Genomic DNA, 13,304 nt, shown 5'->3' with positions numbered 1-13,304 from the left:
CGGGCACACTAGTGGCCATGCCCGGCCTCCTTCCAGATGGTGAGACCGTCCCCGTCGACGGATCGCTGCCCGCCACCGCCACCGCGGCGGTCGGCGCGCGCGGCTTCGGCGTGTACGTGCACGTGCCGTTCTGCGCCAGCCGCTGCGGCTACTGCGACTTCAACACCTACACGGCGTCCGAGCTGGGCGGTGGTGCCAGCCGCGAGGGGTACGCCGACACCGTGCTGGCCGAGCTGGCACTCGCCGCCCGGGTGCTCGGCGACAGCCCGCCGCCCCGGGTCGACACCGTCTTCGTCGGCGGCGGCACGCCCACCCTGCTCCCCGCCGACGACCTGGCCCGCATCCTCGACGGCATCGACCGCACCTGGGGGCTGGCCGCCGACGCCGAGGTGACCACCGAGGCCAACCCCGAGTCGGTCACCCCGGAATCGTTGAAGCTGCTGCGGTCGGCCGGCTACACCCGGATCTCGCTGGGCATGCAGTCCGCCTCCCCGGGGGTGCTGGCGATCCTGGACCGCACCCACAGCGCCGGCCGGGCCACCGCCGCCGCCCTGGAGGCGCGCGACGCCGGGTTCGAGCACGTCAACCTGGACCTGATCTACGGGACCCCGGGGGAGCGGCCCGAGGACTTCGCCGCCTCGCTGGAGCAGGTCGTGGCCGCCGGGGTCGACCACGTCAGCGCGTACGCCCTGATCGTGGAGGACGGCACCCGGCTCGCCGCCCGGATGCGGCGCGGCGAACTGGCGTACCCGAGTGACGACGTGGCCGCGGACCGCTACCTGGCCGCGGAGGCCGCGCTCGACGCGGCCGGGCTCTCCTGGTACGAGGTCTCCAACTGGGCCCGCACCGACGACGCCCGGTGCCGGCACAACCTGCTCTACTGGACCGGCGCGGACTGGTGGGGGCTGGGGCCCGGGGCGCACAGCCACGTCGGCGGGGTGCGCTGGTGGAACGTCAAGCACCCCTCGGCGTACGCCAAGCGGTTGGCCGCGGGCGCGTCTCCCGGCCTGGCCCGCGAGGTGCTCACCGCCGACGAGGCGCACATGGAGGACGTGATGCTCCGGCTGCGGCTCGCCAGTGGCCTGCCGCTGGCGGTGCTCGACGCCACCGGCCGGGCGGGCGCCGAGCGAGCCCTCGCCGGTGGCCTGCTGGCCGCCGACGAGTACGCGGCCGGTCGGGCGGTGCTCACCCTGCGCGGGCGGCTGCTCGCCGACGCGGTCGTGCGCGACCTGCTGCCCTGAACCAGCCCCGCCGCCCGGGACCGGGGCAGCGGGGCACGGACCGGCCGGGGGAGCGGCCGGAGGAGGTCACTTGATGAAGTTGACCGAGAGCGGGTAGCGGTAGAGCTGGCCCTCGTTGGCCTTGATGCCGGCGATGATGCCGAACACGGCACCGAGGATGAGGGCTGCCGCGACCCCGAGGAAGCCGATCAGGATGCAGGACAGCACCCAGCCGACCAGGCCGACGATCGACCAGAGGAGCTGGAAGTTGAGCGCCGCCACGGCGTGCGACCGCACCGTCGGGGACTGGTTGCCGCGGGCGAGCAGCGCCACCAGCGGGCCGATCCAGCCCAGCACACCGCCGCTGAGGATCATGCCGGCGGCACCGCCGAAGTGCGCGACGAGCGCCCAGGTCTTGTCCTCGTTGCTGGCGAAGCCGCCGCCGGGGCCGCCGTAGGCGCCGCCGGTCGGATATCCGCCAGCCGGGTTGCCACCGGGCGGGTAGCCGCCGGGCGGCGGATAGCCACCCGCCGGGGGGTAGCCGCCCGACGGCGGTTGGTCACCGGTGGGCGGCGGATAGCCACCGGCCGGGGGATAGCCGCCCGGGCCAGGCGCCCCGGACAGTGGTGCGGTGGGTGGCTCGGCCGACGGGTACGAGCTGGGAGAGGTCGGCTCCGGCGGGTAGTTGCCGGGGTCACCCGCGCCGGGAGGGCGAGGAGGTTCAGTCATGAGTGTCACGGTAGGGGTCCGTGGCAACGCCGCACCAGTGGGCGACCGTTGATCATCGCGCCGGCGGGCACGCCGACGTAGACTGGCACTCGTTACAGTCGAGTGCCAGGGCGGCCCGGCCGGGCTTACGGCACCGGCGGCCGACGTGCGACAGGAGGTGCGGAGGATGGGTCTCGACGACCGAAAACTCGCCGTGCTCCGCGCGATCGTCGAGGACTACGTCTCCACCCAGGAGCCGGTCGGCAGCAAGGCGCTTGTCGAGCGGCACCAGCTCGGGGTCTCCCCGGCCACGGTCCGCAACGACATGGCCGTGCTGGAGGAGGAGGGCTACATCCGGCAGCCGCACACGAGTGCCGGCCGGGTGCCCACCGACCGCGGCTACCGGCTCTTCGTCGACAGGTTGTCCCGGGTCAAGCCCCTCAGCCCGGCCGAACGTCGGGCCATCGAGCGCTTCCTGGTCGGCGCGGTCGACCTCGACGACGTGGTGCACCGCACGGTGCGACTGCTCGCCCAGCTCACCCGGCAGGTGGCCGTCGTGCAGTACCCGAGCCTGGCCCGCTCCTCGGTTCGGCACCTGGAGCTGGTGCCGATCTCCACCACCCGGCTGATGCTCGTCATGATCGCCGACACCGGGCGCGTGGAGCAGCGGCTGGTGGAGCTGCCCGGTCCGGTGCCCGCCGACAACGTCACCGACCTGCGCCGGCTGGTGAACGAGAAGCTCGCCGGCGCGCGGCTGTCCGACACGCCACCGTTGGTGCAGGCGCTCGTCGAGGAGGTGCCGTCCGAGCTGCGTCCGGCGATGACCACGCTCTCCACGGTGCTGCTGGAGACGCTTGTCGAGCGGCACGAGGAACGCATCGCGCTGGCCGGCACCGCGAACCTCACCCGGGGCGGCCTGCTCGACTTCCAGGGTTCGCTACGGCCGATCCTGGAGGCGCTGGAGGAGGAGGTCGTGCTCCTCAAGCTCATCGGTGAGACCGAGCCGAGCACGACCCGGGTGCTGATCGGCGACGAGAACGAGTTCGACAACCTGCGGGCCGCCTCGGTGGTCAGCACCGGGTACGGCCCGGGCGCCACGATCGTCGGCGGCCTGGGGGTGCTGGGGCCCACCCGGATGGACTACCCCGGCAATATCGCCACGGTGCGCGCCGTGGCACGCTACGTGGGCGAGTTGCTGGCCCAGAACTGACCAGTCAGGGCCGACGGCCGGCTGTTTGCCGCCGGATCGGCGCAACGCGAGACGAACATGAGGACACGGAACGCAGTGGCCAGGGACTACTACGGCATCCTCGGTGTGAGCCGGGAAGCCTCCGATGACGAGATCAAGCGCGCCTACCGCAAGCTGGCGCGCCAGTTCCACCCGGACGTCAACCCGGACCCGGAGGCTCAGGAGAAGTTCAAGGACATCAATGCCGCGTACGAGGTCCTCTCGGACGACCGCAAGCGGCAGATCGTCGACCTGGGTGGCGACCCGCTCGCCCCGGGCGGCGGTGGCGCCGGCGGCCCGGGTGGCCCCGGTGGCGCCGGCCCGTTCGTCGGTTTCCAGGACATCATGGACGCGTTCTTCGGCGGCGCGGCCGGTGGGGCGCGCGGCCCCCGTCCACGGACCCGGCCGGGCGCCGACGCGATCCTGCGGCTCGAACTCGACCTGCACGAGACCGCCTTCGGCGTCGAGGCCCCGATCACCGTCGACACCGCGGTGCTCTGCACCACCTGCTCCGGCGCCGGCACGGCCGCCGGCACCCACCTGGCGACCTGCGAGGCGTGTGCTGGTCGCGGCGAGGTGCAGTCGGTGCAGCGCACCTTCCTCGGCCAGGTGGTCTCCGCCCGGCCGTGCACCGTGTGCCAGGGCTACGGCACGACGATCCCGCACCCCTGCCCCACCTGCGCCGGCGACGGCCGGGTACGCACCCGCCGCTCGCTGACCGTCAAGATCCCGGCCGGCGTCGAGGACGGCATGCGGATCCGGCTGGCCCAGCAGGGCGAGGTCGGCCCGGGTGGCGGCACCGCCGGTGACCTCTACGTGGAAATCCACGAGCGGCCGCACGACGTCTACTCCCGCAAGGGCGACGACCTGCACTGCCGGGTCACCGTGCCGATGACCGCGGCGGCGCTGGGCACCCGACTCACCATCAAGACCCTGGACAGCGAGGAGACGGTCGACGTCAAGGCCGGCACCCAACCGGCCAGCACGCTGCGACTGCGCGCCCGGGGCGTGCCACACCTGCGCGGCACCGGCCGGGGCGACCTCTACGTGCACCTGGACGTGCGGACCCCGACCAAGCTCGACCCCGACCAGGAGAAGATGCTGCGCGACTTCGCCAAGACCCGTGGCGAGGAGGTCGCCGAGTTATCCAAGCAGGGCGGCTTCTTCTCCCGGATGCGCGACGCGTTCAACGGGCACGCCTGAGGTGTCCGCGCCGCTGTTCCTGGTCGAGGCGCTGCCCACCGGTGACGCGTTGACCCTGGACGGTCCGGAGGGGCACCACGCCGCCACCGTGCAGCGGCTGCGCGTCGGCGAGGAGCTGCTGCTCGCCGACGGTCGGGGCGGCACGGCCGCCGCCGTGGTCACCGCCGTCGGCCGGGGCAGCCTGGAGGTCACCATCACCTCCCGGGGGTACGCGGACGCGCCCGTCCCCCGCATCGCCGTGGTGCAGGGCATCGCCAAGGGCGACCGGGGTGAGCTGGCGGTGCAGGCGATGACCGAGGTCGGGGTGGACGAGATCGTGCCCTGGGCGGCGTCCCGTTCGGTCACCCAGTGGCGCGGCGACCGGGGCGTACGCGCCCGGGAGAAGTGGGTGGCCACCGCCCGGGAGGCCGCCAAGCAGGCCCGCCGGCCCTGGCTGCCGGTGGTGGCCGGCGCGCCGGACGAGTCCACCGCCACCGTCGCCCGCCGGATCGCCGGCGCTGCCGCCGCCTTCGTGCTGCACGAGGAGGCCGAGGAACGGCTCAGCACCGCCGAGCTGCCGCCGGGCGGTGAGATCGTCCTGGTCGTCGGCCCGGAGGGCGGCATCGCCGCGGCCGAGCTGACGGCGTTTCGGGAGGCGGGCGGGCGCGTCGTGCGGCTCGGCCCGGCCGTGCTGCGTACCTCGACCGCAGGCGTGGCGGCGCTCAGCGTGCTCGCCACCCGCCTCGGCCGCTGGTGACCCGCTCCCGCGCTCACGCCGGCTGGTTGCGACGGTCAGTGCCGGCCACCCCCAGGAGGGCTATCGAACGGCGGCGATGGCGTGCGCCAGACGCCGACCGCACGCCGGACTCTCGCACGGTGTAACGGTCAAGCGGGCAGCTTGCCGTTGACGTTTGTGGACATCGTGTGCAGGATGCCGGGCAGTTGCTCGAGCATCTTGGCGGGTAGGTCGCGGATCGTCTCCTCCGCAAGGGTGAGCCAAAGCTGCTGGATCTGCCCGACCAGCGCCTCGCCGCTGTCGGTGAGAGCGACGACGGTGGCGCGCTTGTCGGCCGGATCGGGTGTGCGCTTGATGTGGCCGGAGGCCTCCAGCTTCCGGGTCATCAGCGTGACGCTGGGTGGTTCACAACCCAGCGCCTCGCTGAGCTGCGCCTGGATGCGAGGGCCACTCCGGTCGAGTTCGAGCAACAGAGCCTCCTGGCCGACGTGCAGGCCGAGCGAGGCGAGCAGATGTGCCGCCCTGGCCCGGTGACGCAGGCTGAGCAGGCGGATCGCCTGGTTCAGGGCGTCGGCGTACTCGTAATCCACGGAACCTCCTTGACAACGGCATTCGTTATGCGCATAACATTATCTGCCTAATGGTTAGGCGCATAACTAACGCTACCAAGGAGCCAGCATGACGGTGAAGGTCGCAGTCATCTACTACAGCTCGACCGGTACCGTGCATGCCCTCGCGCAGGCCGTTGCCAGCGGGGCCATGACCACCGGCGCGGAGGTGCGCCTGCGCCGGGCCGCCGAGCTCGCGCCGGATGAGGCGATCGACCAGAATCCGCTGTGGCGCCGGCACGCCGACGCCACCAAGTCGGTGCCGGTGGCCGAGCTCGACGACCTCGCCTGGGCTGATGCGTTCGCGTTCGGCACGCCGACCCGCTTCGGCACGCCGGCGGCGCAGCTCAAGCAGTTCATCGACCAGGCCGGCGGCCTGTGGCGTGCGGGCGTGCTGGCCGACAAGGCGGTCACCGCTTTCACCTCGGCCCATAACCGGCACGGTGGCAGCGAAGCCACCATCCTCGCGCTCGGCAACGTCTTCTACCACTGGGGCTCGGTCATCATCCCGCCCGGCTTCACCGACGCCACCGTCTACGCGGCCGGCGGCAACCCCTACGGCACCGTCGCGACCGGCAGCGAGGGCGCCGACGCCGCGGCTCTCGGGGCCGCTCGCTACCAGGGGCAGCGTCTGGCCAAGTTCGCCGCCCGGCTCAGCGGCGACGTCCCCGTCCCAAGCCGCTCCGCAGCGGCCTGAGCAGTCACCCTGCTTCGGAGGAAATGATGACGAGTATCCGTCCCGAGAATCCGGCGACCACGCCGTCCGCCGGGCCTCCCTGGCTAGTCCTCGCGCTGGCCTGCGCCTGCCAGTTCATGGTCGTGCTGGACGTGTCGATCGTCAACGTCGCCCTGCCTTCCGTACAGCGTGACCTGGGGTTCACCGACACCGGGCTGGCCTGGGTGGTCAATGGCTACGTTCTGACGTTCGCCGGGTTCATGCTGCTGGGCGGCCGTGCGGCGGACCTGTTCGGGCACCGCCGGATGTTGGTGGCCGGCCTCGGCCTGTTCTCGCTGGCCAGCCTGGCCGCCGGCCTGGCCCACACGCCGGAGTTGCTCGTCGGCGCCCGGGTCGCTCAGGGTCTGGGCGGCGCCATGCTGGCACCGGCCACCCTCGCGGTGATCAACATCCGCTTTCCCGAAGGAAAGGAGCGCGCCCGGGCCTTCGGTGCGTGGTCCTCGGCGGGCGGCGTCGGCGGCATGGTCGGCGCGGTCGCCGGCGGCGTGCTGACCTCCGGGCTCTCCTGGCGGTGGGTGTTCCTGATCAACGTGCCGATTGGCATCGTGCTGCTCCTGGTGGCCACATCGCTGACCGCGGCACCGGCGCTCCGGCGCGAATCGCTCGACCTGCTCGGCGCGATCACGGGCACGGCCGGCCTGGCGTCGCTGATCTACGGCGTCATGCAGACCGCCAATCACGCGTGGGGCTCCCCGCGGGTGATGCCGCCGATCCTGGCCGGCGTGGTCCTGCTCGCCGTGTTCCTGGTGGTCGAGAAGCGCGTCGCGGCCCCGATGATGCCACTGCGGCTGTTCAGGAACCGCACCGTAGCCGTCAGCAACGCGATGCTTCTGCTGTTCGGCGGCATCGCCATCGCGATGTGGTTCTTCTCCTCGTTGTTCATGCAGAACGTGCTGCAGTACAGCGCATTGGACGCCGGGCTCGGACAGACCCCCGCCGCAGTCGTGTTCGTAGTGGTCGCCCGCTTCGCCACCGGCTGGCTTCTCCAGAGCGGTGCCCGCGTGCTCATCGTGACTGGGTGTGCATGCTTCGTGGCCGGCTTCGCCTGGCTCTCCCAAGCCGACGCCGACAGTCACTACGCCGCCGGCGTGCTCGGGCCGACACTGCTCGTCGCGATCGGCATCGGCCTGGTCTTCCCGACCCTGATGGCCTCGGCGACCGCCGACCTCTCGCCCGGTGATGCCGGCATTGTCGGCGGCCTGGCCAACACCGCCAGCCAGGTTGGTGGCTCGATCGCCCTTGCGGTGTACGCGACCGCGGCCGCCACCCGAGCCGCAGCGAACCACAGCGTGAGCGCCCCGCTCGACGCACTGGCCTCTGGATATGCACTGGTTTTCGGGATAGCGGCCGGTGTCGCCCTGACGATTGCCGCAGTCAGCCCGCTGCTCCCCACGCGGCGGCGGAACCGACCCACAACGCCCCATGGTGCCCACCGCCCACCTACTATCCTTGACTAGCGTCGCGTGCCGGTGGCAGACCGTGTCAGGCATGGAGGCGCCCGACCGAGGGAGACCGACGACGATGACGTCGCATCCTTCGTCTTCGCGTGACTGAGCGCGAGACGACCAGGCTGATCGCCTGGAGCCGTGAGCTTCGCCAGGTGCATGTGCGCCTGCGCGAAGCACTTGACCTCACTCGCACCGCAGTTGCCGAAGGTCGCTCCGCGGAGGCGGCCACGCGTGAGCTGCTGCTGTACTGCCACGGGTTTTGCGCTGCCCTCGATGGACATCACAGGGCCGAGGACCACCGCCTGTTTCCGGCGATCAAGGCGGCTCATCCCGAGTTGGAGCCCGTGCTCCGCAACCTCTCCCAGGACCACTCGATGATCGCGCACCTACTCGGCGTACTGCGGGCCGCGGTCGATCGGGCGGCACCGGTTGCCGAGTTGGGTCGTCACCTCGAGGGCGCCGCAGCCATTATGGAGAGCCATTTTCGGTACGAGGAGCGTCAGCTGCTCAGCGTGCTCGAGACACTCTCGCTGGATGCCCCGCCCGAGGAGGTTCTGGGCCCGCTGTAACAACGGTGCCCCCGACGCGTGCTCGGTCAGGGGCGGGGGAAGACGGGCACGACCTCCTCCTCCGGACGTAGGTCCAGCCCGGCCGGCCCGATGATCTGCGGATCGGGCGTGCCGACCACCTCGGGGTCCTTGCCGGTGTAGTCGAAGCGGTGCAGCACGTGCCGCATCGCCTCGACACGGGCCCGCTTCTTGTCGTTGCTCTTCACCACCGTCCACGGCGCGTCGGCCGTGTCGGTCCAGAAGAACATCGCCTCCTTGGCCTCCGTGTACTCGTCCCACCGGTCCAGCGAGGCGATGTCCATCGGGGACAGCTTCCACTGCCGGACCGGGTCCACCTGGCGGATCGCGAACCGGGTGCGCTGCTCGTTCTGCGACACCGAGAACCAGAACTTGACCAACCGGATCCCCGAGCGCACGAGCATCCGCTCCAGCTCCGGGGCCTGCCGCAGGAACTCCAGATACTCCTTGCGGGAGCAGAAGCCCATCACCCGCTCGACGCCGGCCCGGTTGTACCAGGACCTGTCGAACAGCACGATCTCACCGGCGGCCGGCAGGTGCGCCAGCCACCGCTGGAAGTACCACTGGCCAGCTTCCCGCTCGTCCGGCTTGGCCAGCGCCACGACGGACGCGCCGCGCGGGTTGAGGTGCTCCATGAACCGCTTGATGGTGCCGCCCTTACCGGCCGCGTCCCGCCCCTCGAAGATGATCACCAGGCGCTCGCCGGACTCCTTGATCCAGTCCTGGAGCTTGAGCAGTTCGATCTGGAGCAGTCGCTTGTCGCGGTCGTACTCGTCGCGGTCCATCCGCTCGTCGTACGGGTAGTCCTCCCGCCACGTCTCCACGGGGGTGCCGTCCGGGCGCAGCAGGACAGGGTCGTCGTCGTGGCCATCGGCCACCTGGTAGTCGGCGGTGAGGTCCAGCAGCGCGGTGTCGGCCATGTCGGTGAGACTTACCCGCCTCGTGCCGCAACCCACCCCCCTGGCCGGGTGATGTGGGCGGCTGTTCCGCCGTCAGCTACGCAGGTAGGAGGCGCCGTTGAGGTCGACGATCGTGCCGGAGGCCCACTCGGCCTGCGGAGAGGCGAGCCAGTGCACGGCGGCGGCGATCTCCGCAGGCTCGGCGACCCGGTCGAACGGGCTCTGCGCCCGGATCGCCGCGCCCCGCTCGCCGTGCAGGTACTCGGTGGTCATGTCCGTCGCCACGAAGCCCGGCGCGACAGTGGCGACAGTGATGCCGTACGGCGCGAGCGCCACCGCCAGGGACTGACCCAGCGCGTTCAGTCCCGCCTTGCTGGCGCCGTACGCCGGCTGGTCCGGCTCGCCGCGGAACGCTCCCCGGGACGAGACGTTGACGATCCGACCGCCCCGCTCGCGCATGTGCTGGGCGGCGCACCAGGTGACGTTGCCGGCACCGGTCAGGTTCGTCGCCAGCACCTGCTGCCAGCGCTGCTGCCACTGCTCGTAGGAGGCGCCGAAGACCGGGTGCGGATCGTCCCGGTCGCCGTACGTCCCGGCGTTGTTGACGAGCACGTCCAGCCCGCCGAGCAGCTCGGCGGCCCGGTCGACCATGGCCCGTACCGCGTCCGGGTCGGTGAGGTCGGCGCGGACCACCACGTGCCCGGCGCCGGGTAGCTGTGCCCGCAGCTCCTCGGCCGCGTCGGCGGAGTCGCGGTGGTGGATCGCCACCCGGTCACCACCTGCCGCGAACGCCGTCGCCACCGCCCGGCCGATGCCGCGCGAGGCCCCGGTCACGAGTACCGCTCGATCCGTCATGGCGGCCATCCTGCCTCAGCCGCCCCTTCCGCGAACGGGCCGGCTGCCCCTGCCGCGCCGGAGCGCCCCCGGCCCGTCAGTCCCTAGACTGCCCCGATGGGATCCGACTGCCTGTTCTGCCGCATCGTCGCCGGGGAGATCCCGGCCACCGTGGTCCGGGAGACCGACACCACGCTCGCCTTCCGTGACATCGACCCGAAGGCGCCGGTGCACGTCCTGGTCATTCCGAAGGAGCACTACGCCGACGTCGCCACGCTCGCCCAGGGCGACCCGGCGCTGGCCGCCGACGTGCTGGCCACGTCCGCCGCCGTGGCCGAGGACGAGGGCCTGCTCGGCGACGGTTTCCGGCTGATGTTCAACACCGGCGCATACGGCGGGCAGGAGGTTTTCCACGTGCACGCGCACCTGCTCGGTGGCGCGCCGCTCGGCCCGATGCTCGCCCGGGACCTGGCGTGAGCGGGCTCGGCGTGCAGCCGCGTGCCGGCGGGCGGCGGAGCGGACCGGCGGCGTGACCGCGGGTTCCGGGGCCGACGCCCGGATGGACGAGCGGCTGGGCCGGCTGGTCCGCAGGGTGCAGGCCGACGCTCGGGTGCCGGCGGTGTCGGCGGCGCTGCACCGGGCCGACCGACCGCTCTTCAGCTGCGCCGTCGGCGCGACCGGCACCGACAGCCCGTTGGGGCCGGGCACCCAGTTCCGGATCGGCTCGGTCACCAAGACCTTCACCGCGGTGCTGGTCCTGCAGTGCCGCGACGACGGGCTGCTGGACCTGGACGACCCGGTGGGCCGGCACCTGGACCTGCCCGCGCACGGCGAGCTGACCGTCCGCCGGTTGTTGTCGCACACCGCCGGCCTGCAACGCGAGCCGTTCGGTGACGTCTGGGACACCCTGCGCGCGCCGGACGCCGACCAGTTGGTGGCCGAGCTGGACCGGGCCGAGCGGGTGCTGCCGACGGCCCGGCGGTTCCACTACTCCAATCTCGGCCTGGCCGTGCTGGGTCACCTTGTCGCCCGGCTCCGCGGCGAGAGTTGGGCGCGGTCGCTCACCGACCGGGTCCTGACACCGCTGGGGCTGGCCGACACCAGCGTGACCCCGCGGCCGACGGCGGCCACCGGGTTCCTGGTCGACGCCTACTCCGACGAGGCACACCCCGAGCCGCCCACCGACTTCGGCGCGGTCGGCCCGGCCGCCCAGCTCTGGAGCACCGCTACCGACATGGCCCGCTGGGCGGCGTTCCTCGCCGACCCGGCCGCGCTGGATCCGGCCGGCGCGGTCCTCGCCACCACCACGCTCGACGAGATGCGCTGGCCGGTGACCACCACCGACGAGACCCTCTGGGGCGAGGGATTCGGGCTCGGGCTGATCCTCGTCCCGCAGGGGGAACGGGTGGTGCACGTGGGGCACGACGGGGCGATGCCCGGTTTCCTCGCCGCCGTCTACGGCCGGCGAGGAGGCGACGGCACGGCCGGCGCGATGGGTGCCGCGGTGCTCGGCTCGTCCGGCACGGCGACCGAGGTGTTCGACCTGCCGCACCTGCTGCTCGCGACGGCCGTCGAGCACGACCCGGCCGAGATCGAGCCCTGGCGGCCCGGCGCACCCGCGCCGGCGGCCCTGCGGGGTGCTCTCGGCCGCTGGTGGGGCGAGGGCTTCGAGTACGTCTTCTCCTGGCACGACGGCACCCTGCGGGCGCAGCGGGTCGGCGGCCCGGCCGGACGTCCGCCGGCGATCTTCACCCCGTTGCCGGCCCAGCCGGACGTGTTCCGCACGGTCTCCGGTCGGGAGACCGGTGAGCTGCTGCGGCTGACCCGGGACGAGGTCGGCGCGGTGGTCCGGATGCACTGGGCGACGTACCGGTTCACCCGTCATCAGGAGACCTTCGACAGGTACGACTTCCGCGTCGGGAGTTGATCGCGGCCAGCGGAAATGGGCGCGATGCCGCCCACGTTGAACAGATACGATGGGTGTAACGTCCGCACGCCGTGCCAGCAGGGCCGGCGCCGAGATCGAGAGCAGGTGCGCAGGGCCCTTCGGCCCAACTTATGACCGGCACCCCACCTCCCGGCCCGCCCCGGGTGCAGACCAGGATCACCGTGCCCGACTCGAAGATCATGGTCAATCTGCTCGGCGCGGGCGACGAGATCCTCCGGCTCGTCGAACGCTCGGTCAGCAGTGACGTGCACGTCCGCGGCAACGAGATCACCATCACCGGTGACCCCGCGGACAATGCCCTGGCCGAGCGAGTCTTCAGTGAGCTGCTCGAACTCATCGAGAAAGGCGAGACCCTGACCACTGACGCCGTCCGGCGTACCGTCGGCATGCTCGAGGAGGGCAGTGCCGAGCGGCCCGCCGAGGTCCTGACGCTCAACATCCTCTCCCGTCGCGGGCGCACCATCCGCCCCAAGACGCTCGGGCAGAAGCGTTACGTCGACGCGATCGACACCCACACCATCGTCTTCGGCATCGGCCCGGCCGGCACCGGCAAGACCTACCTGGCGATGGCGAAGGCCGTCCAGGCGTTGCAGGCCAAGCAGGTCAACCGGATCATCCTGACCCGGCCGGCGGTGGAGGCGGGTGAGCGACTGGGCTTCCTGCCCGGCACGCTCAACGAGAAGATCGACCCGTACCTGCGCCCGCTCTACGACGCGCTGCACGAGATGCTCGACCCGGAGACGATCCCCAAGCTGATGGCCCAGGGGACGATCGAGGTCGCCCCGCTGGCCTACATGCGGGGCAGGACGCTCTCCGACGCGTTCATCATCCTGGACGAGGCCCAGAACACGACGCCCGAGCAGATGAAGATGTTCCTCACCCGGCTCGGCTTCAACTCCAAGATCGTCGTGACCGGTGACATCACCCAGGTGGACCTTCCCGGCGGGACCAGCAGCGGCCTGCGGGTCGTCCGGGAGATCCTGGAAAACGTCGACGACGTGCACTTCTCCCAGTTGTCCAGCTCCGACGTGGTCCGCCACCGGCTGGTGGGGGAGATCGTCGACGCGTACGCCCGCTGGGACGCCGAGCGGGAGAACCAGCAGGCGCAGGGCGTCCACGCCGTGCCCGGGCGACCCGCCCAGGGCGGCCGGGCCGGCCGCCGCCGCTAAA

The 13,304-nt window shown here is 71.9% G+C and carries 14 protein-coding genes; 10 read left to right on the top strand and 4 right to left on the bottom strand.

Annotated features, from left to right (window positions below; genetic code table 11):
- The first annotated feature begins 17 nt into the window (after nt 1-17).
- Nucleotides 18-1,241 (top strand): radical SAM family heme chaperone HemW, encoded by a 1,224-nt coding sequence (gene hemW, locus ACGFH8_RS34010; RefSeq protein WP_393375685.1) that lies wholly within the window; start codon nt 18-20, stop codon nt 1,239-1,241.
- Nucleotides 1,242-1,307: 66 nt separating this feature from the next.
- Here hemW and ACGFH8_RS34005 read toward each other — a convergent pair whose 3' ends face one another.
- On the bottom strand, nt 1,308-1,949 hold the full coding sequence (locus ACGFH8_RS34005) for a DUF4870 domain-containing protein (RefSeq protein ID WP_393375538.1): 642 nt from the start codon (nt 1,947-1,949) through the stop codon (nt 1,308-1,310).
- Nucleotides 1,950-2,115: 166 nt separating this feature from the next.
- On the opposite strand from ACGFH8_RS34005, the gene hrcA reads away from it, so the two are divergent.
- The 3 genes from hrcA to ACGFH8_RS33990 all read left to right on the top strand — a co-directional run bounded on the left by hrcA (nt 2,116) and on the right by ACGFH8_RS33990 (nt 5,095).
- Nucleotides 2,116-3,138 carry a heat-inducible transcriptional repressor HrcA gene (gene hrcA, locus ACGFH8_RS34000; RefSeq protein ID WP_393375535.1) on the top strand — a complete coding sequence of 341 codons (1,023 nt, stop codon included), beginning with the start codon at nt 2,116-2,118 and terminating at the stop codon, nt 3,136-3,138.
- Nucleotides 3,139-3,213: 75 nt separating this feature from the next.
- A complete protein-coding gene (gene dnaJ / locus ACGFH8_RS33995) occupies nt 3,214-4,359 on the top strand; it encodes a molecular chaperone DnaJ (protein ID WP_172862226.1) in 1,146 nt (381 codons plus the stop codon).
- Nucleotide 4,360: 1 nt separating this feature from the next.
- Nucleotides 4,361-5,095 carry a 16S rRNA (uracil(1498)-N(3))-methyltransferase gene (locus ACGFH8_RS33990; RefSeq protein WP_393375533.1) on the top strand — a complete coding sequence of 245 codons (735 nt, stop codon included), beginning with the start codon at nt 4,361-4,363 and terminating at the stop codon, nt 5,093-5,095.
- A gap of 128 nt (nt 5,096-5,223) precedes the next feature.
- On the opposite strand, the gene ACGFH8_RS33985 is transcribed toward ACGFH8_RS33990, so the two are convergent.
- Nucleotides 5,224-5,664 carry a MarR family winged helix-turn-helix transcriptional regulator gene (locus ACGFH8_RS33985; protein WP_393375531.1) on the bottom strand — a complete coding sequence of 147 codons (441 nt, stop codon included), beginning with the start codon at nt 5,662-5,664 and terminating at the stop codon, nt 5,224-5,226.
- Between the two features lie 88 nt (nt 5,665-5,752).
- Here ACGFH8_RS33985 and wrbA point away from each other — a divergent pair, with 88 nt between their 5' ends.
- The 3 genes from wrbA to ACGFH8_RS33970 all read left to right on the top strand — a co-directional run bounded on the left by wrbA (nt 5,753) and on the right by ACGFH8_RS33970 (nt 8,435).
- Nucleotides 5,753-6,379 (top strand): NAD(P)H:quinone oxidoreductase, encoded by a 627-nt coding sequence (gene wrbA / locus ACGFH8_RS33980; RefSeq protein WP_393375528.1) that lies wholly within the window; start codon nt 5,753-5,755, stop codon nt 6,377-6,379.
- 26 nt (nt 6,380-6,405) lie between these two features.
- Nucleotides 6,406-7,875 (top strand): MFS transporter, encoded by a 1,470-nt coding sequence (locus ACGFH8_RS33975; protein ID WP_393375526.1) that lies wholly within the window; start codon nt 6,406-6,408, stop codon nt 7,873-7,875.
- Between the two features lie 89 nt (nt 7,876-7,964).
- On the top strand, nt 7,965-8,435 hold the full coding sequence (locus ACGFH8_RS33970) for a hemerythrin domain-containing protein (protein WP_393375523.1): 471 nt from the start codon (nt 7,965-7,967) through the stop codon (nt 8,433-8,435).
- A gap of 26 nt (nt 8,436-8,461) precedes the next feature.
- On the opposite strand, the gene ppk2 is transcribed toward ACGFH8_RS33970, so the two are convergent.
- Nucleotides 8,462-9,373 carry a polyphosphate kinase 2 gene (gene ppk2 / locus ACGFH8_RS33965; protein WP_393375520.1) on the bottom strand — a complete coding sequence of 304 codons (912 nt, stop codon included), beginning with the start codon at nt 9,371-9,373 and terminating at the stop codon, nt 8,462-8,464.
- A gap of 72 nt (nt 9,374-9,445) precedes the next feature.
- Nucleotides 9,446-10,207: an SDR family NAD(P)-dependent oxidoreductase gene (locus ACGFH8_RS33960; protein ID WP_393375517.1), complete on the bottom strand. Its 762-nt coding sequence runs from the start codon at nt 10,205-10,207 to the stop codon at nt 9,446-9,448.
- Between the two features lie 96 nt (nt 10,208-10,303).
- Here ACGFH8_RS33960 and ACGFH8_RS33955 point away from each other — a divergent pair, with 96 nt between their 5' ends.
- The 3 genes from ACGFH8_RS33955 (at nt 10,304) to ACGFH8_RS33945 (ending at nt 13,303) form a co-directional block, all read left to right on the top strand.
- On the top strand, nt 10,304-10,663 hold the full coding sequence (locus tag ACGFH8_RS33955; protein WP_088988083.1) for a histidine triad nucleotide-binding protein: 360 nt from the start codon (nt 10,304-10,306) through the stop codon (nt 10,661-10,663).
- 82 nt (nt 10,664-10,745) lie between these two features.
- The gene (locus ACGFH8_RS33950) at nt 10,746-12,113 is read left to right on the top strand and encodes a serine hydrolase domain-containing protein (protein WP_393375683.1); all 1,368 of its coding nucleotides are present in this window, start codon (nt 10,746-10,748) and stop codon (nt 12,111-12,113) included.
- A gap of 131 nt (nt 12,114-12,244) precedes the next feature.
- Nucleotides 12,245-13,303: a PhoH family protein gene (locus ACGFH8_RS33945; RefSeq protein WP_393375514.1), complete on the top strand. Its 1,059-nt coding sequence runs from the start codon at nt 12,245-12,247 to the stop codon at nt 13,301-13,303.
- Nucleotide 13,304 lies beyond the last annotated feature (1 nt).

The sequence above is a fragment of the Micromonospora sp. NPDC049175 genome, from assembly GCF_043197345.1.
Classification (GTDB): Bacteria; Actinomycetota; Actinomycetes; order Mycobacteriales; family Micromonosporaceae; genus Micromonospora.
Note: the sequence above shows the minus strand (reverse complement) of the source record. Positions and strands in the feature narration are given on the sequence as shown.

Coding starts and splice junctions, on each gene's coding strand:
- hemW (WP_393375685.1), top strand. CDS start 18: ATGCCCGGCCTCCTTCCAGATGGTGAGACCGTCCCCGTCGACGGATCG.
- ACGFH8_RS34005 (WP_393375538.1), bottom strand. CDS start 1,949: ATGACTGAACCTCCTCGCCCTCCCGGCGCGGGTGACCCCGGCAACTAC.
- hrcA (WP_393375535.1), top strand. CDS start 2,116: ATGGGTCTCGACGACCGAAAACTCGCCGTGCTCCGCGCGATCGTCGAG.
- wrbA (WP_393375528.1), top strand. CDS start 5,753: ATGACGGTGAAGGTCGCAGTCATCTACTACAGCTCGACCGGTACCGTG.
- ACGFH8_RS33975 (WP_393375526.1), top strand. CDS start 6,406: ATGACGAGTATCCGTCCCGAGAATCCGGCGACCACGCCGTCCGCCGGG.
- ppk2 (WP_393375520.1), bottom strand. CDS start 9,373: ATGGCCGACACCGCGCTGCTGGACCTCACCGCCGACTACCAGGTGGCC.
- ACGFH8_RS33960 (WP_393375517.1), bottom strand. CDS start 10,207: ATGACGGATCGAGCGGTACTCGTGACCGGGGCCTCGCGCGGCATCGGC.
- ACGFH8_RS33955 (WP_088988083.1), top strand. CDS start 10,304: ATGGGATCCGACTGCCTGTTCTGCCGCATCGTCGCCGGGGAGATCCCG.
- ACGFH8_RS33950 (WP_393375683.1), top strand. CDS start 10,746: ATGGACGAGCGGCTGGGCCGGCTGGTCCGCAGGGTGCAGGCCGACGCT.
- ACGFH8_RS33945 (WP_393375514.1), top strand. CDS start 12,245: ATGACCGGCACCCCACCTCCCGGCCCGCCCCGGGTGCAGACCAGGATC.